Below are 19,633 nucleotides of genomic sequence, written 5' to 3'. Positions count from 1 at the left end.
GTCAAGAAAAAGTTGACAGGGGGTGTGGTGTCAAGGAAACATTGACGCCATGATCACTTCGTCGCGGCCCGCGTCCGCCACCAAGCCCGCCGCCGCCCTCCTCCCCACCGTGCTCGGCACGCTCACCGTCGCGGTCTGCCTCATCAGCGTGGCGGTGACATCCGCCGACGATCTCGGAGACGGCCCCTTCTTCGTCCTCCTCGGCGCCCAGATCCTCCTGGTCGCCGTCATGGGGGCGATCGCCGGTGCGATGCGGATGCAGGCGGTCGCCGATGTGGCGGGAATCGAGGAGGCGCGCATGCGGCGGGACCAGGAGACGCTGGACGCGCTGGAGCCGCTGCGGTCGGCCGACCACGCGGAGCCCCGTGCCGACGAGCGCCGATGAGCGCCGCCGAACCGCTCAGCGCCGAGGAGACCACCCGGATCCGGGAAGGGATCGCCGGGGCCGTCCTCGGGGCCCCCGAGGGGCTGGCCGAGTCGCTGGAGCACGACCCCGACGGGTTTCTGCGCCTGGTCGCCGCCACCCGGGTCGGCGCCGAGGAGTCCAGCCGGCTCCTGCGTGAGGCGGTCCAGGGCGCCCGGGCCGCGGGCCACAGCTGGGACACCGTGGGCCGCATCCTGGGAGTGAGCCGGCAGGCCGCCCAACAGCGGTTCTCCGTCAAGGGCGACGCGGCCCCCTCCGCGACGGGCGAGGGGACCGGCGAGCGCCGGGTGCTCACCCCGCTGACCGCCTTCGACGAGATGCAGGCACTCGCGGAAGCGGGCCTGGAGTGCTGGGAACTGGTCGACTACGGACCGCTGTACCACGTGGTGGAGGCGTCCGACCGCCCCTGGGAGCACCGCCGGGTGCCGTTCGCGGTCGGCGGCCGGCACCGGCGGATGGAAGCCGACGGCTGGAGTCAGGTCGGCACCGGCTCCTTCCCCTGGCGTTACTACAAGCGCCCGCTGAAGAACCCCGAGCACCGGCGGCCGTAGCCGCGCCGGCCGGGCTGTTCCCCTTACCCGCAAGGTAATCGCGCGTCCTCCGTCGCCTCGGCATGCTGAGGGCAGCGGATTTCGGGCCGGCGCCCTCCGGCCCGAAATCCGCGCCCCACCCCCCTTATTCAGCACCGAACGAGGAGAACTCGCCATGTCGCAGTACGAGATCGCCGTCGCCCGCTACTTCGAGGCCTGGAACGCCACCGACCCCGCCGCCCGCGCCGAGGCGGTCGCCGCGGCGTGGACGGAGGACGGGTCCTACACCGACCCGCTCGCCGATGTCCGTGGGTACGAGCAGCTCGCCGAGGTCATCGCGGGCGCCCACGGGCAGTTCCCCGGCTTCGAGTTCCGGCACACCGGGACGGTCGACGGGCACCACGAGACCGCGCGGTTCGGCTGGGAGCTCGTGTCCACCGCCGACGGGTCCGCGCCCGTCGCGGGGTTCGATGTGATCACGCTGGCCGAGGACGGCCGGATCCGTAGTGTCCTCGGCTTTCTCGACCGGGTGCCCACGGCCTGAGGCCTTGAACGCCCGAAGGCCGCGGCTCGTTCGGAGGGGGAGGGGCACCTCCCCCTCCGGCAGGCCGTCAGGGCGTCAGATTGACCGTGTAGTTCGTGAATCCATTGACGTCGATCTCGCGGAAGCCTTCATTGCGGGTGGGTGGGTCACACCGGTTGAGACACCATTCGAAGGCGCTGTTCGTGACGCAGGTGACGATCGGCCCCGCCCACACCGCGCCGTCCGTGGCCTCGGCGTGGAAATACCAGAAGCGATTGACCGCCGATACGTTCGCGCCGTCCACGGTCACCGTCGCGCCCGGCTGGATGTTCCACCAGCCGCGCTTCAGCCAGCCTTCCGGGCAGTTCGGGAAGCGCTTGATGTACGCCACCGAGACGAGGGTGCGGTAGCTGTTGCGGAAAGACAGCGACATTGGATTCCCCCCTCAGCTCTCGGACGGTGCGAGTCGGAAGCTCGGGCCCTCGCCGGCCTGCGGCGTGTGCTCCTCGGTCACCAGGAGGCCCGGCCGATGGCGGACGACCCCCTCGGATTCGACCTCCACGGCTTCCTCGGCGGTAACCGGCGCGGCGGCCGTCCGGACGGCGTTCGCCACTTGTGGATCCAGGTTCGAACGGGCGTCCGCGCCCGCGTCGTCTGCTTGCTGTTCCGTCATGTGCGACCCCCTCCTGCGCTGCGCCCGGTGCGGTCATCGGGCGAAGAATGCCGAGAGTAATCGGATGACTTCATAGTGTGACAGAGCGTGTGGTGGCGTAGCCGCCGGACCGCTCTGCGGGCATCGCGCGCCGGCGCGCGGGCTGCCCGCGAGCCCCTCGCTAACCGGCCAAGGTCATGACGGGGCGTGCTCGCCGGACTCGCGCATCCGGCCCCGCTTGCGCCAGGCCACGACGACCGCCGCGAGCCCGGTGAGCGCGATGAAGGCCATGGCGGCGATGAACGCCGGCGACGTGGGAGCCGACGCGTGGCTGCCCGCGATCACATAGGCCGCGGTGTTGGGCACGCTCCCGAGGCCCGTCGCCAGCAGGAAGGGCAGCCAGCCCATCCGGGAGACGGCCGCGCAGTAGTTGGCGGCCGCGAACGGCACACCCGGGAAGAGGCGGATCGCCAGCATCGAGCGGAAGCCGTGCCGGCTGAGCTGCCGGTCCGCGGCCCGCAGCCACCGCCCGCGCAGCAGCGGACGCAGCGCGTCCTGGCCCAGCAACCGTCCCAGGCCGAAGGCGATGCCCGAACCGAGGACCGTGCCGGCCAGGGCGGCGGCGGTGCCGAACGGCGCGCCGAAGAGCGCGCCGGCGGCGAGATTCAGGATCGGGCGCGGTACGAACGCCGCGGTGCACAGCCCGTACGCGACCGCGAACAGGACGACCGCGGCGCCACCGGACAACTGCGGGGGCCAGCCGTCGGCGAGCAGCCGCTCCGGGCGGCACACCAGCACGGTCGCCCCGGCGGCGGCCAGCAGTGTGGCGAGCAGACCCAGCCGGGACCACGGGGACAGCAGCACGCGGGTGCAGCGCGTGGCGAAACCGGGGGAGGGCGCGGCGGACTCGAGCATCGATGGAGCGTAACTGACGCGGGCGTAAGACGGGCGTGATGTCGCGGAGCCGGGACAGAACCGGGACGGCCGGTCACGCGCTGTTCGCCCCGCCGACACCGCCCACCGGAATCCCCCGGACATAATCACGTGCCCCCGACCGGGACCCGGCCTAGGGTGCAGCCATGGAAGAACGGCAGGAAGGGGCACTGGAGAGGGCCGAGCAGATGGTGTTGTTCATAGCGGCGGAACGGCGGGCCAGGCTCGCCCTGCGGCAAGGGCAGTTGGAGAAAGTGCTCACCGCCCTGCAGCTCAGCATGGTGATCCGGCAGATGACGCAGATGTGGATGGACGGGTTCGTCGTCGGCACCGCGCACCGTGCCAGGGGCGGGCAGTCCTAGACGGCGCCGACCGCGGCGCCGTGTCACGGGGGTGGCCGAGCGGACGAGCCGGGCGCATCGGCACAATGGGGGAGTGGACGAACCGATACCCGTGACCCGGGACGTGGACTGGGGCATCGCCAAGCTGATGCCCGACGTGGACCGGGCGCGGGCCTGGCTGCTGACGGTGAACGGCGCGCCCCAGTCCTATGTGGATCTGGACGATCCCACCCACCTCGAATTCGAGTACGCGCGGCGGCTCGCCCACGCCGTGGACGCGGCCACCGAGCCGCGCCGGCCCCTCGATGTGCTGCACCTCGGCGGTGGCGCGCTCACCCTGCCGCGCTACGTCGCAGCCACCCGGCCCGGCTCGCGCCAGCGGGTCATCGAGGCGGACCGCGGCATCATCGCCCTCGTCGCCGAATATCTGCCGTTGCGGGACGGGTCGGGGGTCGAGGTGTGCGCGGGGGACGCCCGTACGGCGCTGGAGGCCGAGCCCGACGCCTCCGCGGATGTGATCATCGCGGATGTCTTCGGCGGCTCGCGGGTGCCCGCGCATCTCACCTCGGTCGAGTACGCGCGCGGCGCGGCCCGGGTGCTGCGCCCGCAGGGCCGGTACGCGGCGAACCTCGCCGACGGCGCGCCCTTCACTTTCCTGCGCTCGCAGGTGGCGACGTTCGCGGCGGTCTTCGCGCATGTGTGTCTGATCGCCGAGCCGCCGATGCTGCGGGGGCGTCGCTTCGGCAACGCGGTTCTCGTCGCCTCGCACGCCGAGCTGCCCGTCACGGCGCTCGCCCGCCGTGCCGCCGGTGACGCCTTCCCGGCGCGGGTCGAGCACGGGCCGATGCTGGAGCGCTTCACCGCCGGGGCGGTACCCGTGCACGACGTGGACGCGGCGCCGTCGCCCGAGCCGCCGGGTGGCTCGTTCGGCATCGGCTGACACCGGCGGGTGTCCGGGCCGCCAGCACGGCGGCCCGGAACCCACAGGGCCGGGTGGAGCGGTCGCGGGGTCGGTTCCGGGACCGGTCAGGAGGACTGGAGCGGCCGGAGCGAGCTCATGATCTTCTTGATGGTGTCATCGGGCAGCTCGCCGTCGAAGCCGGTGCCCGCGTAGAGGATCCAGGTCGCCAGGTCGCCCGAGGTGTCCTTGTACGTCACGGCGAAGGCCTTGCCGTCCGTCACGCACTTGTCGGTCTTCTTCACGCCCGTCACCGTCGCCGAGGCGGTGTAGCCGGTGATGCCGTGGTCGCTCTTGAACGGCTTGGCCTTGGTGGTGTCGAAGCGGCCCGTCTTCTTCTGGTCGAACGCCGCGAAGACCCAGTTGAGCGACTCGATCTCGGCGGCCGAGCCCTCACTCTTGGCGCCCTGCGCGCCCTTGGTGCCGGCACCGGCCCGATGGTCGTTCTTCGCGCACTCCCCGTCCTTGTAGACGGCGTTGCCCGACATCGTGACCAGGGGCTTGCCGTCCTCGCTCTCGAAGCCGGTGGACATCGTCGGGGACCGGACCGTCCAGTCCGCCGGGACGTCGAAGGCGTTGTGCCGCTTGCCGTTGACGACGACCTTCCAGCCGTCGATCACCGGCTTGACCGCTTCGCCGTCGCGCGGATTGTCGTCCGGCGCCGCGCTCTGGCCCTGGCTCGGGTTCGATGACGGGGCCGCCGGGGCGGACGACGCCGGCTTGGCGTCGCCGCCCTTCGCGGCGGGCTGCTCGTCGTCGTCCTTGAGCACGACGACCCCGGTGACCACGGCGGCGGCCACGACCGCCACCGCCGCCCCGATCGCGATCATCGTGGTGCGCTTGCGGTTGTCACGCGGCGGCTGCGGACCGCCGGGCGCGCCCGGCGGGGTCCACTGCGGGACGCCCGGCTGACCGGGATGACCCGGCGCCCCGGGCATCCCGGCCGGCTGTTGGTAGGGATTGGGCTGCTGGTAACCCGGCTGCTGATACGGGTTGGGCTGCTGGTACCCCGGCTGCTGGTACGGGTTCTCGTTCGGCTTATGCATCCTGCTCGCCCCCGGGCGGCTGTTGTCCTGGCCACATGGCCGATAACCATAGAGGGCGTGGCTGACGTCGCCGACCGTCGCCCCTTCCCGATCCTTGCTACTGGCTGGTAACTTTCCGGTATGTCTCAGACCACGCCCTCGATCGGCGACATGCTCGCGGCCACCGTGCCCATGGCCCGTACGCTCAACCTCGTCTTCGGCGAGACGACCGCGGAGCGCGCCGTCGTCCGGCTGCCCGACCAGCCCGACTACCACAACCACGTCGGCGGCCCGCACGCCGGCGCGATGTTCACCCTCGCCGAGTCCGCCAGTGGCGCGATCGTGCTCGCCGCCTTCGGCGACCAGCTCTCCCGTGCCGTGCCGCTCGCCGTGCGCGCCGAGATCGGCTACAAGAAGCTCGCCATGGGTGAGGTCACCGCCACCGCCGAGCTGGGCCGCCCGGCCGCCGAGGTCGTCGCGGAGCTGGACGCGGGGGAGCGCCCCGAGTTCCCCGTCAACGTCGCGATCACGCGCGCGGACGGCTCGGTGACGGGCGAGATGACCGTGGTCTGGACCCTGCGGCCCAATTCCTGACCCCGGCCCCGCATCGCACCCGTCCCGGTACGGGAGAAGCCCCGAAGCCCCGAAGCGCCGACGCGCTTCGGGGCTTCTCCCGTTGGCGCGGAGCGTGGGGTGCGCGGCCGCGCTCCGCGAAGGTCGCGGAACAACAGCCGGGGGACTTCCTGCCTGCCGCATGAGTCGGGAAGCGCGACTGCCCGTACCACCAGCGAGAGTCGGTGCTGCTTTCCTCGACGTCCCTCGAAGGAAGGGCGCGGTACGCGATCGTCGTCGGGTTCCAAGGCTCAAACGGGGAAGGGAAAAGAATGAGAACGTCAGCTCGATCCGGTCCGCTCAGTGGTGGAAGACCGCATCGGATCCGCACACGGACCGCTGGCTCCGCCCCCGCCGCGATATCCGCGTTCGGCAGGATGACCGTACGGCTGCCCGAAGGGCCGTTGGAGCTGGGGCCGCCGCGTCGGCGCGCCGTGCTCGCGCTGTTGCTGATCAACGCCGGCAAGGTCGTGTCGATCTCCTCGATGATCCGGAGCATCTGGGAGACCGATCCCCCCGACCACGCCGTGGCCACGCTGCAGTCGTATGTGTCCCGGTTACGCAGACTGATCGCCACCCGACCGCTGTACGGCGGGGCGGCACTTCAGCTGGACTACCGTTCGCCGGGGTACGTGCTCGACGCGACCCCGGACGATGTCGACGTCATGCGCTTCGAGCGGATCGTCCATCAGGGGCTCGTCGCGCAACGGCGCGGCGAGCCGCCCGAGGCGTTCGTGCTGCTGTCCGAGGCGTTGCGCCTGTGGGCCGCGCCGCCGTTCGAGGATCTCGTCGGCTACGAGTTCGCGGACCAGGAGGCGGGGCGGCTGGACCACCTCCGGCTGACCGCGGTGGAGACGCGCGCCGAAGCGGCCTTCGCGCTGGGCCGCAGCGAGGAAGTCCTTCCGGAACTGGAGAGCGAAGCCACCCGCCATCCGATGCGCGAACGGCTGGTGTACCAGCTGATGCGCGCTCAGTACCGCAACGGCCGGCAGGCCGACGCGCTGCGCCGGTTCGAGTACACCCGGCAGTACCTCGCGGACGAGCTCGGCGCGGACGTCGGCCCCGAACTGCGGCGCGTGCACGAGGAGATCCTGCGTCACGATCCTTCGCTGACGTTTCTCACCCCCTTCCGCCACTCGCCCGGTACGCCGCTCGGCGTGGCCCGCTTCGCCGAGCGGCCACCCACCGCGGAGCCCTACGTCGTGGCCGGACAGCGCGGCACGCCACGGCAGTCGCCGCACGACGATTCCGCTGTCTTCGCCGGACGGCGGAGCGAGCTGCGCCGCTTGCTGGCCGCCGCGGAGGCCGGCCACCGCGGCGACGGACGCACCGTGCTGCTCGTCGGGGAAGCCGGCCTGGGCAAGACCCGGCTCCTCCAGGAATTCGGGCGGCGCCCGGGCCAGGAATCCGGCACCGACGTCATCACCGTCCACTGCCCGCAGTGCGACGACATGCCTGCCTACTGGCCCTGGACCCAGGCGCTGCGCCGGATGGCGGCCCGTCGCCCGGAGGCGGTGGAAGCCCTGCCGGACAGCATCCGGCGCGTGCTCGCGCCCCTCGTGCCCGAGCTGGCCCCGCACCAGGACGCGGGCCGGGGTGCGGACGGGCGCCCGCAGCCGTCCGGGGCGGGCCGGTTCGAGTTCCACGACGCCTTGAGCCAGGCCTTGTTGGCACTGACGCGCCGCCCGTCGGTGCTGGTGCTGGAGGACTTCCAGTGGGCCGACGCCGCCTCGCTCTCCCTGCTGACCTTTCTCGCCCGCCAGTCGGCCGGGTCGCCCTTGCTGCTCGTCGTCACCTCCCGGACCTTCCGTCTCGCCGACGACCCCGGCTTCCGGGCGACGCGGGCGTCCGTCCTCCAGTTGCACAACGCCGAGGAGATACGGCTCGGCGCACTCGCCCCGCAGGACACCCGGCAGATCGTCACCGCCGCGCGCGGTCCTGACGTCCCTGCGGACCTGTGCGCCGCACTCCACGAGCGCTCCGGAGGCAATCCGTACTTTCTGCTCGGCCTGATGGAGGCGCTCCCGGACGGATCGACGGCCGAGGAGGTGCGCGATCTGGTGCCGGCGGTGATACGCGAGGTGATCATCCAACGGCTGTCCGCCCTTCCGGCGGACGTCCTCGCGGTGCTCAACACCTACGCCGTCCTCGGCCCGGACAGCGTCCACGGGGCGGGGGAGGACGTGGCGTCCGGCGACCGCGTGGCGTCCGACGCCGCACGCCGGGCCGTGCGCGGCGGTCTGCTGGCGGTGGCCGGGTCCGCTCCGGAACGCGTCGACTTCGTGCATCCGCTCGTACGGGACGTCGTGCGCCAGGAGCTGACTCCCGCGGAACCGGCCTGCCGCGGTGTCTGCTCGCTCGCCGCGGGAGCCATCGCTCCCGGCCCGGTGCCCGAGGCGGCGGAGCGGCGGGAGCAGCACATAGCCCTGCGGGCGGTGCCCTCGGGATGACCGGTCGGGGCGCCGGCCGTCGCAGGCCCGGCCCCGCCCTTGCGGGCCGCTTGACGTTCCGCTCGCCTTCCGCGTCAGCCGAACGCAGCGCCCCGTTGCCAGACTTCCTGCCATCCGGAAGCCGTTGGGTACCGACGCGTCGAAGGACCGACCGCAAAGGAGCGTGCCTCATGTCCATGTTCCCGGCGTCATCGATTCCCGGTGCGGACAGGACGGACCGGTGGGTCCGGGCCGACCGCGACCGGTTGCTGCATCCCAATCTGCCGGACAGCCGCACGGACCGCATCGTCATGGTCGAGGGCCGTGGGTGCCACGTCCGCGACAGTTCGGGGCGGGAGTACCTGGACGCCGCGGCGGTGCTCGGGATGATGCAAGTGGGCCACGGGCGCGCCGAGATCGCGGAGGCCGCCGCCGCCCAGATGGGCGCCCTGGAGTGCTTCCACCTCTGGGAGTCCATGAGCAATGACCGGGCGATCGAGCTGGCCGTGCGGCTGACCGATCTCGCACCGCCCGGTCTGGAGCGGGTGTTCTTCACCAGTGGTGGTGCGGAGGGCAATGAGATCGCCCTGCGCATGGCACGGTACTTCCACTACCGCGAGGACCGGCCCGAACGGACGTGGATCCTCTCGCGGAAGACGGCCTACCACGGCATCGGCTACGGCAGCGGCAGTGTTTCGGGACTGCCGGTGTACCACGAGGGCTTCGGCCCGCCGATGCCGCACGTGCATCACCTCACGGCTCCCGACCCGTACCACCGCGAGACGTACGGCGGCGAGGACGTCACCGAGTTCTGTCTGCGGGAGCTGCGGGAGACCATCGAACGCATAGGCCCGGACCGCATCGCGGCGATGATCGGCGAGCCGGTCATGAGCGTCGGTGGCGCCGTCGTACCGCCGCCGGACTACTGGCCGCGGGTCGCGGAGCTGCTGCGGTCCCACGGCATCCTGCTGATCTTCGACGAAGTGGTGACAGGGTACGGCCGGACCGGGCACTGGTTCGCCGCCGAGCACTTCGGAGTGACGCCGGACATCCTGGTCAGCGCGAAGGGAATCACCTCCGGCTACATCCCGCACGGCGCGGTGCTGGTCACCGAGGAGGTGGCGGCCGCGGTGAGCGGCTCCACCGGCTTCCCCATCGGATTCACCTACACCGGGCACCCCACCGCCTGCGCGGTCGCGCTCGCCAACCTGGACATCATCGAACGGGAGAACCTGCTCGACAACGCCACGAAGACCGGCGGACATCTCGCCGACCGGCTGGCACCGCTGCGTGACCTGCCCGTCGTGGGAGACATCCGCCAGATCGGCCTGATGGTGGGCGTCGAGCTGGTCGCGGACAGGACGACCCGGGCTCCCCTGCCCACCGGAACGGCCCCGGTGGCCCGGGCGCTCCGCGAGGACGAGGGCATCATCCTGCGCGGCAACCCGCGCTCTCTGCTGATCAACCCTCCTCTGGTGATGGACCGCTCCACGGCCGACGAACTTGCCGATGCACTGTTCTCGGTCCTCGCGAGCGTCAAGCCCGACGGCCGGATCCGCTGCTCCTGAGACAGCAAGACCGAAGGGACCGCGTCATGCCGCTTTTGGACCTCACACCGGACGAACTGCTGACGACCACCCGCTCCGTGCGCAAAAGGCTGGACCTGAGCCGCCCGGTGCCGTTGGAACTCGTCAAGGAATGCATCAGCGTCGCCCTGCAGGCCCCGTCCGGCAGCAACCGGCAGACCTGGCACTGGATCGTCGTGACGGACCCCCGGCAGCGGGCCGAGATCGGCCGGTACTACCAGCGCGCGGTGCGGACGTACCTGGGATCCGAGGGGGCGTGCGGCTCCCTGTTCCCCGAGGACCCGGACCGCCACGCGGTACAGAAGCGCGTGGGCAGCAGCGTCGCCCACCTGGGGGACCGGATGGGGGAGGTGCCCGTCCTCGTCATCCCCTGCCTGGACGCGAGTGCCGCTCCCGAGTACAACGAGGCCGGCATGTGGGGATCGATCATCCAGGCCGGGTGGAGCTACATGCTCGCCGCCCGGGCACGCCGGCTGGGGACCGCCTGGACCACCCTGCACCTGATGTACGAGAAGGAGATTGCCGAACTCCTGGGCCTGCCCGAGGGCATCGTGCAGGCGGCACTGATCCCGACGGCGTTCTCCCTCGGTACCGACTTCAAGCCCGCCGTGCGGCAACCCCTCGACGAGGTGCTGCACATCGACTCGTGGTGACGCCCGGTTGTGCACACACGTCGGCCGGCCCGCCTGAGGGAGCAGACACATGACGATCGACGCATCGCCGCTGCCGACGCGCCGGCTCGGCGGGCTGGAAGTCCCCGCCCAGGGACTGGGCTGCCTGAGCATGACGTCCTTCTACGCGCGGGCCGACCCCGCCGAGGCCGTCGCCACCGTGCGGCACGCGATCGACCGGGGCGTCACCCTGCTCGACACGGCCGACGTCCAGGGGCTCGGGGAAGGGGAACGGCTGCTCGGCAGGGCCGTCGCCGGCCGCCGGGACCGCGTACTGATCTCCACCAAGGTCGGCCTGGAGCGGGACCGCGACGGGGAGTTCCTGGGGGTCCGTGGTGACCGGGCCTACATCCGGCAGCGCTGTCACGCTTCGCTGCGCCGCCTCGGTGTCGACCACCTCGACCTCTACGTCAAACACTGGGCGGCACCGGGGGAGCGGATCGAGGAGGCCGTCGGTGCCCTCGCGGAACTCGTCGCCGAGGGCAAGGTGCGTCACCTGTGCCTGTCCGAGGTCTCCGCGGACACCGTCCGCCGGGCCCACGCGGTCCACCCGGTCACCGCCGTACAGAGCGAGTGGTCGTTGTGGAGCCGGGGCATCGAGGACGAGGTCGTGCCGGTCTGCCGCGAACTGGGCATCGGCGTCATCGCCTCCTGCCCCCTGGGGCGCGGCTTCCTGACCGGCCGGATCGGCTCCCTCGCCGACCTCGGTCCCGCGGAGGACTTCCGGCGCTCCCTCCCGCGGTTCTCCGCACCCAACCTCCCGCGCAATCTGGCGGTCGTGGCCGCGCTACGGCCGTTGGCGGCGGAGCACGGACTCACCGTCGCGCAGCTCGCGCTGGCCTGGCTCCACCACCAAGGCGACGACGTCGTGCCCATCCCGGGCACCGGCCGCCGTGACCATCTGGACGAGAACCTCGCCGCCGCCTCCGTGGAACTGTCCGACGCGGTACGGGCGGCCGTGGAGGCCGCGGTGCCGGCCACCGCCGCCCACGGTGAGCGGTACCCGCCTTTCCTGATGCAGCTCGTCGACAACTGAAAGCCGCACCCCGGCACGCATGGAGGGACCGGAAGAGCCATGAAATTCCTGCAACTCGACCACGACGCCTGCGAAGCGCTTCTGCCGGGCCTCGCCGGCCGTCTCGCCGACGTGCCGTTCGACCGGCTGGAGTCGCCAAAGAGCCCCGCCATCGCACTGTTCAAGGACCACGGCGGCACCAACCTCCTGGTGCCCCGCGACTCCGGCGGCATCGGCGCGTCCGCCCTCGAAGCCGTCAGGGTCATCCGCGCGCTGGCGTCCCTCGCGCCGTCACTGGCGGTGGCGACCGCGATGCACCACTTCTCGGTCGGCACGCTCTTCTCCGTCGGCCCGCTGTACGAGAACACCACCAGCATCCGCACGTCCGTGCTCGACGTCATCGCGAAGAACCGCTTACTGATCGCCTCGGGCTTCGCGGAGGGACGCTCCGGCCGCGGCATCCTCAGCCCGACGGTCGAGGCGCGCGCGACAGCCGGCGGCTACCTCGTCACCGGCTCCAAGAAGCCCTGCAGCCTGTCGCGGTCGATGGACCTCCTCACCGCCAGCGTCGCCCTGCGCACGGACGACGGCGGCACCGAGATGGGTCTGCTGGTCCTCCCCGCCGACCGGCCGGGCATCTCCGTCCATGACTTCTGGTCGACGTTCCCCCTGGTCGCCGCGGAGAGCCACGAGGTCCGCCTCGACGAGGTGTTCGTCGAGGAGGAGCACATTCTCCGCACGCCGCCGAACGCCGCGGAGCAGCTGGACGAACTCAACGAAGCCGGCGTGATCTGGTTCCAGATGATCGTCGCCGCCTCGTACACCGGCGTCGCCAGCGCACTGGTCGATCTGGTGCTGCGCGAGCGGCGCGGGTCGGCGGCGGACCGCGCCCGCCTGTGCCTCCTCATCGATACGGCGGCGTTCCTGGTGGAGGGGGTCGCCCGCAGGATCATGGACGGCGACCTCGGCAACGACTGTGCCGCGGCGTCCCTCTTCACCCGGTTCTCCGTGCAGGACATCATCACCAGGGCCGTCGGACAGGCGGTGGAGATGCTGGGCGGCATGGCCTACATCGCCTCCCCGAAGATCGCCTACCTGGCCTCCGCCGCGCAGGCCGTCGTCTTCCACCCGCCGTCCCGGATGAGCATGAGCGAGGCGGTCGACGACTACTACGCGGGCAAACCGCTGTTCTTCTCCTGACTCCTTCCTCTTCCTCCCTCGACTTCCCCCTCGCCCCCGGGTCAGGTCGAGTAGTCGGCGTTGATGCGGATGTATCCGTCCGTCAGATCGCAGCCGTAGACGGTGAAGGCACCGTCCGCGATGGCGAGATCGATACCGATGACGACCTCACTGCCGCCCATCTGCTCGGCGACGGCGGCGCGCACCTCGTCCTCGTCGCCCGTGCCGTGCCGTCCGGGCGGATAGACGGCCACGTCGCCGAAGCGGATGACGACCTTCTCCTGGTCGATGTCGGTGTCGTCGGAGCACTTGCCGACGGCCATGGCCACCCGGCCCCAGTTGGGGTCGCCGCCGTGCACCGCGGTCTTCACCAGGGGCGAGTTGACGACGGCCTTGCCGACGCGCTTGGCCTGGGCCGCGTCCCGCGCCCCGCTCACCCGCACCTCGATGAGCTTGCCCGCGCCTTCGCCGTCGCTCGCGATGTCCTTCACGAGCGACAGCGCCACCTCGTACAGGGCCTCCTCGAACTCCGCGGGGTTCACGGCACCGGCCAGTCCGTTGGCGAACAGTGCCGCCGTGTCGCTCGTGGAGGTGTCGGTGTCGATGCTGACCGCGTTGAAGGTGCGGTCCATGACCCGGCGGAAGATACGGTCCTGTTCCTCGGGGTCCAGCAGGGCGTCGGTGGCGAAGAAGGTCAGCAGGGTCGCCATGTCGGGCTCCAGCATGCCGACTCCCTTGGCGATACCGGTGATCACCGCTGTGCCGACCCGCGCCCCGGCCGTCTTGGGCCGGGTGTCCGTGGTCATGATGGCCCGCGCCGCCCGGTCCAGACCGCCCTCGGGGAACGGCGTCGACAGGGTCTTGATGTGCTCCCGGATCCGCGCCATCGGGTACTGCCGGCCGATCACCCCCGTGGAGGCGATGAGCAGTTCGTCCTCGGCCAGGCCCATCGCCTGGGCCACCGAGGCACGCACCTCACGCGCGTTGCGCTCGCCCTCCGCGCCGGTGGCGACGTTCGCGTTGCGGGCGAGCACGACGACGCCCCGGGCTGTGCGGTCGGCGGCGGCCGCACGGCTCAGCGTCACGCTGGGGCCCGCGAAGCGGGAGCGGGTGAAGACCGCGCTCACCACGGCCGGCACGGTGGAGGCCAGGACGGTGAAGTCGTCCCGCCCGTCGTCCGCCAGCCCGGCCGGCGCGGTGTGCACCGCGAATCCCTGCGGCTCGGGAACTGCGCCACCTGTCATGAATATCCACTCCTCCGCATAATGATGCTGTATTCAGCTTGGCAGACCACCCGCCGGACGCGCCAGTGGGCCGCCTCCCGGCGGCCCACCGGCTCCTGTGCCGATCGGTGGATCAGTGGCGCGGCACGAAGTCCACGACGTCGCCGGCCCGTTCCCCTCCGGACAGCTGGCCGTTGCGGTCGGTACGGATGTAGACCCGGTGCAGCCACCGGTCCTTGCCGTCCCAACGCGGCGTGAAGGGGGTGCGGGCGTGGGTGGTACGGAAGTTGTCCACGATCAATACGTCGCCGGGGACGAGGCGCACCCCCTCGCGCACCTCGTCGAGCGCCTTCGACAGCACGGCGACGGCTTCGACGTCGGCGGGGTCCCGTGGGACGAGCAACTCCCGGTCGTACCCGAGGAACGGGTCCTGCGGGTCGCCGTAGAGGGGCTTGACGTCGGCGATGGCTCCGGGGTCCTCGTCGCCGCCGCGGAAGGCGACGTCCACGCAGCAGGGCACGGGCCGGTCGAAGAGGTGCGCGCGGACGTCGTCGGACATGAGGGGCAGCGCCTTGCGGATCGAGCCCACCAGCGTGGCCGCCTCGCGCTCATGGTCCGCCCGGGAGCAGGCGAGCATCACATAGTTCGGCTGGCGCACGTGGTACGCCATCTCCGTGTGGAACTCCAGCAGTGTCTCGGAGGTCTCGGAGGAAAGGTGATGGGCGCCGGGCGAGGGATAGACGTCGTGGTAGACGGAGGCGGAGCGCAGTTCGCGGTAACCGGTGTGCAGGCCCAGCCGGCGGCCGACGATCGCGAGCATGGCCTCCTGGTTCAGCAGCGGGCGGTCCACCGGCGCGGGCGTGCTGTCGGGGGTGGGCGGCAGCGCGTCGTCCTCCTCCACCGGCAGGCCGCGCAGCAGCAGATACCCGTTGTCGTTGCCGTGGGCATTGAAGGCGTCCAGCGTCGTCGCCAGGGGCTCGGGGAGCTCCGCCGCGGCCGCGTGCGCCGCGTCGAGGAAGCCGTACAGGTCGGCGCGGGGAACCCGGGGCAGTCGCGCGGCCAGCGCGAGCAGCTCGGCGGAGTGTGCGGAGCAGTGCAGAACAGTCACGGGGAATTCCTCTCTCGAGTGTGTGCGCGGGCGTACTGGTACAGGAGTTCGGCGCCCATCTCGGCGGCCAGGACGGAGGTGATGCCGCCGTGGTCGTAGGGCGGCGAGACCTCCATGACGTCGAAGCCCACCGGACGCAGATCACCGATGCCGCGCAGCAAGGCGAGCACCTCGCGCGAGGTGGGGCCGCCCGGGGCGGGGGTGCCGGTGCCCGGGGCGAACGCCGGGTCCACGACGTCGATGTCCACCGACACATAGACCGGCCCGTCGCCGACGCGTTCGCGCACCAGACGTCCGGTGGCCTCGGGGCCGAGCGCGCAGAACTCGTCGGAGGTGACGATCCGCACGCCGTGCCCGCGGGCGTAGTCCAGTGAGTCGGGTTGCGGGTTGTGGCCCCGGATGCCGATCTGCGCCATGCGCCGCGGATCGACGAGCTTCTCGTCGATGGCGTGCCGGAAGGGCGTGCCGTGGTGGTACTCGCCGCCGTAGAAGGCGGGGTTGGTGTCGGAGTGCGCGTCCAGGTGCAGAACGGCGACCGGCCCGTGCTGCGCCGCGACGGCCCGCAGGGCGGCCAGGGTCAGCGAGTGGTCGCCGCCGATCATGAGGAAGGCGGCGTTGTCGGCGAGCAGGGCGCCGAGCCGCTCCTGGGCGGTGTCCATCGCGATGTGCATGTTGAACGGGGTCAGGTCGATGTCCCCGGCGTCGACGCAGTCGATCAGGTCGAAGGTGCCGGGTCCGCGGTCGATGCCCACCCCGTGGATGAGACCGGACTCGTTCCGTACGGCGCGCGGGCCGAACCGCGCGCCGGGCCGGTAGCTGGTGCCGCCGTCATAGGGGGCGCCGACGACCACGACGTCCCTGCCCCGTGGCGACGGGTCGTGCGGCAGGCGCATGAACGTGGAGATCTGCGCGTAGCGGGGCGAGACGGTGGTGTCGACGCGTTCCACGGCGGAGTCCTTCCTTCTGGTGCGGACCGACCTGGCGCGGGCCGACGGCCGGTCCCCGGCGGGCGGGGGCGGTGTCATCGCGGGATTGGGCGGGCGCCGGAGGCCAGCAGGTCGGTGACCAGCTCCACCACCGCGCCGGTGGACACTTCGTCCGGATGCCGGCCGTCGACGACGACGAGGTCGAACAGTTCCCGGACGACCAGCCGCTTGGCGTCGCGCACCCGGCCGGGCGGGACGCCGGCGTCCGTCAGCAGCCGGGTGAAGGACGAGGTGGTGCCCGATCCCTCGTGCACGCCGAGCTTGGGGCGGACGACGACCTCGTGCGGCAGGACGTCGCCCATGGCGGCCCGCAGCACCCATTTGTCCTGCCCGTGGCGGCGCTTCAGCCCGGCCTCCAGTGACACCAGGAGATCGAGGACGTCGCGGTCCCAGTAGGGGTGGGTGGACCAGTGGCCGCCGATGCCGGAGAGCGTCGGCGTCATCTCGTTCAGTCCGTCGAAGGTGTCCATGTCGTGGCAGACGGCCGTGTCCAGCTCCGGCAGCCGGTCCTCGCGGTGCATGCCGCCGAGGGGGATGTCGGCCCCGTAGCCGGTGAGGACGCGACGGCCGGTGCCGCCCAGCTCCAGATACAGCGCCGTCAGCGGCAGCAGGTACTCGATGATGTCGGCGTCGAGGCACTCGGCCGCCCAGACGGCGTGCGGGAGCCGGCGCAACAGGTCGGTGGTGGTGATGGTCACCTCCCGGTGCGCGGAGCCGAGGTGCCCGGCGACGACACGCGCCTGCGGGAACTCGTCGGCCTCCTCGGTGCCCATCGAGACGGTCCCGATCGGCCCGGCCGACCGGCGGGCGGCCAGCGCCGCGACGGTGGAGGAGTCGATCCCGCCGGAGAGCACCACCAGGGGGGTGCCCCCGCCCGTACGGACCCGCACCGCCCGTTCCAGCGCCCGGCGGACGGACTCGACCGCCTCCTCCTCCCGCACGATCCGGCGGGCCAGCGGAGGCGCCCACGTCCGGTGGGAGACCGGGTTCCCGGTGGCCACCTCGATGTCCAGCACCGTGCCGGCCGGGACCTGGTGGGTGCCGGGCAGCCGGCGGACCGGGCGGGCGGCGACGGGCCGCCCCTCGGGAGCGGTCCGCAGCGCCTTCGCCTCCGTCGCCGCCAGCACCCGGCCGGGGGCGGCGGAGACGTAGAGGGGCACCGAGCCCGCGTGATCAGTGGCGAGCACAACTCGTCCGGGGGCGGCGACCAGCGCGGCGAAGCGCCCGTTGAGCAGCCGGAAGGCGTGCACGTCGTAGAGGCCGAAGAGGGCGAGGAGCAGAGCCGCGTCGCTGTCCGGCAGGGCCTGGCCGGGCAGCAGCCGGACCAGTTCGTCCTGGTTGTACAGCTCTCCGGCGAGCACCAGCGTCCGGCCCCGGGCGTGGGCGTATGCCCCGTCGGGGGCCCCGGAGTGCAGCAGGACGGTGCGCAGGCTCTGGTCGGCCGTCCGCTCCCCGGGCGTGGCCCGGGAGCCGAGGGAGGCGAAGACCGGTTCCAGGGGCCGGCCGCCGTCCTGGCGGATCTCGGCGAGGAAACCGGTGACGGCGGGAAGGACGCACATCATGATCAGATACTCAGGGCGCCGAAGCCGCCGGTTCGGAAGTCGTAATGCACCGGCACCTCGATCAGGAACGGCCGCCCGAGCCCCGTTCCCTTGCGCAGCGCGGCCAGCAGCTCCTCACGGGTGGTGGCCCGGACCGCCTCGACGCCGTTGGCGCGGGCGAGGGCGGTGAAGTCGACACCGGTGAACTTCACCGCCGGGTCGTACGAGCGGCGGTGCCCGAGGTTCTGGTACAGCTCGATCAGGCCGTTGGTGTCGTTGTTGACGACGACGGTCACGATGGGCAGGTTGAGCCGGGCGATGGTCTCCAGGTCGGCGCTGTTGGAGTGGAAACCGCCGTCGCCCGCGATGAGGAACGTCGGCTGCCCGGGCCGGGCGAGCTGGGCCCCGATGGCCGCGGGGATGCCGTAGCCGAAGCTGGAGCAGCCGGCCGAGGTGAGGAAGCCGAACGGCTGGTCGGCACGGGCGAAGAGCACCCCGTAGTGGCGGAAGAACCCGATGTCGGAGACGATCGTGCCCTCACCGGCCTCGGCGGTCTCCGCCATGACGGTGTTCATGGAGTCGATCACCTGGTGGACCCGCATGCCGTCGTCGTACGTCCCGGGGTCGGCCAGGAACTCACCGATCCGCTCCCGCAACGGCGCGATGTCGTGCGCGGTCTTCGGCGCGACATCGGCCGTGTGCCGGTCGAGGTACTCCACGAAGGCCAGCACGTCGGTGACGACGTCGACGTCCGGACGGTAGACCCGCGGGACCGGGTTGGCGGTGGGCGACACCCGGACCGTCGTCTTCTGCCCGCCGCGCTGCCACATCGACGGCCGCAGGTCCTCCGCGTAGTCGTAGCCGAGGGTGAGGACGACGTCCGCCGGCCCGAAGAGGGTCTCCAGGGCGGGGAAGGACAGGATGCCGTCCATGTAGCCGGTGACCGCGCCGTAGTTCAGCTCGTGCCCGTGCGGCAGCACGCCCTTGGCGATGTACGTGGTGATGACCGGGAGGTTCAGCCGCTCGGCCAGCGCGCGGACGGCGGGCACCGCCCCGGAGCGGATCGCGGCGGCGCCGACGACCAGCACGGGGTGCCGTGCCGCCCCGACGAGCTCGGCGGCCTTCCGCGCGGCCTCCTGCCAGCCGTCCTCGACCGCGCCGAGGGGCTTGGCCGGGGTCCTCGCCCCGGGACGCGGCAGCGAGGTGTCGATCTCGCTGCCGAGGAGATCGACGGGCAGGGAGATGAAGCTGGGCCCGACCGGCTCGGTCATGGCCGCGGCCACCGCCGAGTCCACCAGGTCGGTCACGTCGTCGGGGCGCCGGAGCTCCGCCGCGTACTTGGTCATCGGCCGCATGACCGCCACCGAGTCCAGGCACTGGTGGGTGTCGTTGGGGAAGATGTCGTACGACTCGGACTGGGCGGCGAGCGCGATGACCGGTGACCGGTCGAGGACCGAGGTGGCGACCCCCGTGGACAGGTTGGTCATCCCGGGGCCCAGCGTGGCCCAGCACGCCTGCGGCCGGCCGCTGATGCGGGCCAGCACGTCGGCCGCGACACCGGCGGTGAACTCGTGCCGGGTCAGCACGAAGTCGATGCCGTCCGCCTCGTCGAAGAGGATCGCCGCGGCCTCCCGGCCGACCACCCCGAACACGGTGCGCACCCCGTGGTCGTGGAGACGTCGTAACAGGGCGTGGGCGGTGGTGGGGGCGGTGGTCCGGCCGGCGGGGACACGGGACATGGCAGCTCCTTGGAGGAAGAACGGTCCGCGACCGCGGCGGGCGTGCGCCCGGCATGGGGGCAGCGCGGGACCGGAGGCTGTTCGGCGGGCACTGCCCACTGTGCCGACCGCGCCTTGTGGGGGAACGGACGCTTTCCTTGCTCCCGCGCCGCGGCCAC

Annotated in this window: 20 protein-coding genes; 11 read left to right on the top strand and 9 right to left on the bottom strand. The window is 71.8% G+C overall.

The genetic code is table 11. From position 1 onward, the window contains the following. Positions 1-49 precede the first annotated feature (49 nt). The 3 genes from AB8O64_RS05890 (at position 50) to AB8O64_RS05880 (ending at position 1,498) form a co-directional block, all read left to right on the top strand. Entirely contained in the window at positions 50-385 is a 336-nt protein-coding gene (locus AB8O64_RS05890; RefSeq protein WP_370418198.1) for a hypothetical protein, read from the top strand. After that, a complete protein-coding gene (locus AB8O64_RS05885; protein ID WP_370418197.1) occupies positions 382-975 on the top strand; it encodes a hypothetical protein in 594 nt (197 codons plus the stop codon). Before AB8O64_RS05890 ends, AB8O64_RS05885 begins: the two co-directional genes overlap by 4 nt. 154 nt (positions 976-1,129) lie before the next feature. Beyond that, positions 1,130-1,498 (top strand): nuclear transport factor 2 family protein, encoded by a 369-nt coding sequence (locus AB8O64_RS05880; protein ID WP_370418196.1) that lies wholly within the window; start codon positions 1,130-1,132, stop codon positions 1,496-1,498. A 67-nt stretch (positions 1,499-1,565) separates the two neighbouring features. Here AB8O64_RS05880 and AB8O64_RS05875 read toward each other — a convergent pair whose 3' ends face one another. The 3 genes from AB8O64_RS05875 to AB8O64_RS05865 form a co-directional block, all read right to left on the bottom strand. Further along, complete coding sequence (locus AB8O64_RS05875) at positions 1,566-1,910, bottom strand: DUF1036 domain-containing protein (protein ID WP_370418195.1); 345 nt, start codon at positions 1,908-1,910, stop codon at positions 1,566-1,568. A 12-nt stretch (positions 1,911-1,922) separates the two neighbouring features. Continuing rightward, entirely contained in the window at positions 1,923-2,150 is a 228-nt protein-coding gene (locus tag AB8O64_RS05870) for a hypothetical protein (RefSeq protein WP_370418194.1), read from the bottom strand. A 174-nt stretch (positions 2,151-2,324) separates the two neighbouring features. Then, positions 2,325-3,044, bottom strand: a complete 720-nt coding sequence (locus tag AB8O64_RS05865) for a TVP38/TMEM64 family protein (protein ID WP_356449687.1) — start codon at positions 3,042-3,044, stop codon at positions 2,325-2,327. 164 nt (positions 3,045-3,208) lie between these two features. Here AB8O64_RS05865 and AB8O64_RS05860 point away from each other — a divergent pair, with 164 nt between their 5' ends. Both AB8O64_RS05860 and AB8O64_RS05855 read left to right on the top strand, forming a co-directional pair. Then, on the top strand, positions 3,209-3,424 hold the full coding sequence (locus AB8O64_RS05860; protein ID WP_370418193.1) for a hypothetical protein: 216 nt from the start codon (positions 3,209-3,211) through the stop codon (positions 3,422-3,424). Between the two features lie 73 nt (positions 3,425-3,497). Further along, positions 3,498-4,343 carry a spermidine synthase gene (locus AB8O64_RS05855; RefSeq protein WP_370418192.1) on the top strand — a complete coding sequence of 282 codons (846 nt, stop codon included), beginning with the start codon at positions 3,498-3,500 and terminating at the stop codon, positions 4,341-4,343. Between the two features lie 86 nt (positions 4,344-4,429). Here the strand turns inward: AB8O64_RS05855 and AB8O64_RS05850 are convergent, their stop codons facing one another. Next, positions 4,430-5,407: a hypothetical protein gene (locus AB8O64_RS05850; protein ID WP_370418191.1), complete on the bottom strand. Its 978-nt coding sequence runs from the start codon at positions 5,405-5,407 to the stop codon at positions 4,430-4,432. Positions 5,408-5,527: 120 nt separating this feature from the next. Between AB8O64_RS05850 and AB8O64_RS05845 the strand changes: the two genes are divergently transcribed. The 6 genes from AB8O64_RS05845 (at position 5,528) to AB8O64_RS05820 (ending at position 12,899) form a co-directional block, all read left to right on the top strand. Further along, positions 5,528-5,980 carry a DUF4442 domain-containing protein gene (locus AB8O64_RS05845; protein ID WP_370418190.1) on the top strand — a complete coding sequence of 151 codons (453 nt, stop codon included), beginning with the start codon at positions 5,528-5,530 and terminating at the stop codon, positions 5,978-5,980. Between the two features lie 395 nt (positions 5,981-6,375). Continuing rightward, complete coding sequence (locus AB8O64_RS05840) at positions 6,376-8,448, top strand: BTAD domain-containing putative transcriptional regulator (RefSeq protein ID WP_370418189.1); 2,073 nt, start codon at positions 6,376-6,378, stop codon at positions 8,446-8,448. A gap of 170 nt (positions 8,449-8,618) precedes the next feature. Further along, positions 8,619-9,995, top strand: a complete 1,377-nt coding sequence (locus tag AB8O64_RS05835) for an aspartate aminotransferase family protein (protein WP_370418188.1) — start codon at positions 8,619-8,621, stop codon at positions 9,993-9,995. Between the two features lie 26 nt (positions 9,996-10,021). Then, a complete protein-coding gene (locus AB8O64_RS05830; protein ID WP_370418187.1) occupies positions 10,022-10,666 on the top strand; it encodes a nitroreductase family protein in 645 nt (214 codons plus the stop codon). Positions 10,667-10,715: 49 nt separating this feature from the next. Then, entirely contained in the window at positions 10,716-11,720 is a 1,005-nt protein-coding gene (locus AB8O64_RS05825; protein ID WP_370418186.1) for an aldo/keto reductase, read from the top strand. Between the two features lie 39 nt (positions 11,721-11,759). Then, positions 11,760-12,899 (top strand): acyl-CoA dehydrogenase, encoded by a 1,140-nt coding sequence (locus AB8O64_RS05820; RefSeq protein ID WP_370418185.1) that lies wholly within the window; start codon positions 11,760-11,762, stop codon positions 12,897-12,899. Between the two features lie 41 nt (positions 12,900-12,940). Here AB8O64_RS05820 and argJ read toward each other — a convergent pair whose 3' ends face one another. From argJ to AB8O64_RS05795, 5 genes are all read right to left on the bottom strand, one after another. Further along, positions 12,941-14,122 carry a bifunctional glutamate N-acetyltransferase/amino-acid acetyltransferase ArgJ gene (gene argJ / locus AB8O64_RS05815; protein WP_370418184.1) on the bottom strand — a complete coding sequence of 394 codons (1,182 nt, stop codon included), beginning with the start codon at positions 14,120-14,122 and terminating at the stop codon, positions 12,941-12,943. A 112-nt stretch (positions 14,123-14,234) separates the two neighbouring features. Then, positions 14,235-15,209 carry a clavaminate synthase Cs1 gene (cs1, locus tag AB8O64_RS05810; RefSeq protein WP_370418183.1) on the bottom strand — a complete coding sequence of 325 codons (975 nt, stop codon included), beginning with the start codon at positions 15,207-15,209 and terminating at the stop codon, positions 14,235-14,237. After that, positions 15,206-16,156: an agmatinase gene (gene speB, locus AB8O64_RS05805; RefSeq protein WP_370418182.1), complete on the bottom strand. Its 951-nt coding sequence runs from the start codon at positions 16,154-16,156 to the stop codon at positions 15,206-15,208. The genes cs1 and speB overlap by 4 nt, the downstream gene beginning before the upstream one ends. Positions 16,157-16,230: 74 nt before the next feature. After that, a complete protein-coding gene (locus AB8O64_RS05800) occupies positions 16,231-17,757 on the bottom strand; it encodes an asparagine synthase-related protein (protein WP_370418181.1) in 1,527 nt (508 codons plus the stop codon). Positions 17,758-17,759: 2 nt separating this feature from the next. Next, positions 17,760-19,475 carry a thiamine pyrophosphate-binding protein gene (locus AB8O64_RS05795; RefSeq protein ID WP_370418180.1) on the bottom strand — a complete coding sequence of 572 codons (1,716 nt, stop codon included), beginning with the start codon at positions 19,473-19,475 and terminating at the stop codon, positions 17,760-17,762. Positions 19,476-19,633: the final 158 nt, after the last annotated feature.

It is taken from the genome of Streptomyces sp. QH1-20 (genome assembly GCF_041283565.1).
Lineage (GTDB): Bacteria > Actinomycetota > Actinomycetes > Streptomycetales > Streptomycetaceae > Streptomyces > Streptomyces syringius.
Note: the sequence above shows the minus strand (reverse complement) of the source record. Positions and strands in the feature narration are given on the sequence as shown.

What these genes read in the sequence shown, in the direction of transcription:
- AB8O64_RS05890 (WP_370418198.1), top strand. Translation starts at nt 50, where the DNA reads ATGATCACTTCGTCGCGGCCCGCGTCCGCCACCAAGCCCGCCGCCGCC.
- AB8O64_RS05885 (WP_370418197.1), top strand. Translation starts at nt 382, where the DNA reads ATGAGCGCCGCCGAACCGCTCAGCGCCGAGGAGACCACCCGGATCCGG.
- AB8O64_RS05880 (WP_370418196.1), top strand. Translation starts at nt 1,130, where the DNA reads ATGTCGCAGTACGAGATCGCCGTCGCCCGCTACTTCGAGGCCTGGAAC.
- AB8O64_RS05875 (WP_370418195.1), bottom strand. Translation starts at nt 1,910, where the DNA reads ATGTCGCTGTCTTTCCGCAACAGCTACCGCACCCTCGTCTCGGTGGCG.
- AB8O64_RS05870 (WP_370418194.1), bottom strand. Translation starts at nt 2,150, where the DNA reads ATGACGGAACAGCAAGCAGACGACGCGGGCGCGGACGCCCGTTCGAAC.
- AB8O64_RS05865 (WP_356449687.1), bottom strand. Translation starts at nt 3,044, where the DNA reads ATGCTCGAGTCCGCCGCGCCCTCCCCCGGTTTCGCCACGCGCTGCACC.
- AB8O64_RS05860 (WP_370418193.1), top strand. Translation starts at nt 3,209, where the DNA reads ATGGAAGAACGGCAGGAAGGGGCACTGGAGAGGGCCGAGCAGATGGTG.
- AB8O64_RS05850 (WP_370418191.1), bottom strand. Translation starts at nt 5,407, where the DNA reads ATGCATAAGCCGAACGAGAACCCGTACCAGCAGCCGGGGTACCAGCAG.
- AB8O64_RS05845 (WP_370418190.1), top strand. Translation starts at nt 5,528, where the DNA reads ATGTCTCAGACCACGCCCTCGATCGGCGACATGCTCGCGGCCACCGTG.
- AB8O64_RS05840 (WP_370418189.1), top strand. Translation starts at nt 6,376, where the DNA reads ATGACCGTACGGCTGCCCGAAGGGCCGTTGGAGCTGGGGCCGCCGCGT.
- AB8O64_RS05835 (WP_370418188.1), top strand. Translation starts at nt 8,619, where the DNA reads ATGTCCATGTTCCCGGCGTCATCGATTCCCGGTGCGGACAGGACGGAC.
- AB8O64_RS05830 (WP_370418187.1), top strand. Translation starts at nt 10,022, where the DNA reads ATGCCGCTTTTGGACCTCACACCGGACGAACTGCTGACGACCACCCGC.
- AB8O64_RS05825 (WP_370418186.1), top strand. Translation starts at nt 10,716, where the DNA reads ATGACGATCGACGCATCGCCGCTGCCGACGCGCCGGCTCGGCGGGCTG.
- AB8O64_RS05820 (WP_370418185.1), top strand. Translation starts at nt 11,760, where the DNA reads ATGAAATTCCTGCAACTCGACCACGACGCCTGCGAAGCGCTTCTGCCG.
- argJ (WP_370418184.1), bottom strand. Translation starts at nt 14,122, where the DNA reads ATGACAGGTGGCGCAGTTCCCGAGCCGCAGGGATTCGCGGTGCACACC.
- AB8O64_RS05800 (WP_370418181.1), bottom strand. Translation starts at nt 17,757, where the DNA reads ATGATGTGCGTCCTTCCCGCCGTCACCGGTTTCCTCGCCGAGATCCGC.
- AB8O64_RS05795 (WP_370418180.1), bottom strand. Translation starts at nt 19,475, where the DNA reads ATGTCCCGTGTCCCCGCCGGCCGGACCACCGCCCCCACCACCGCCCAC.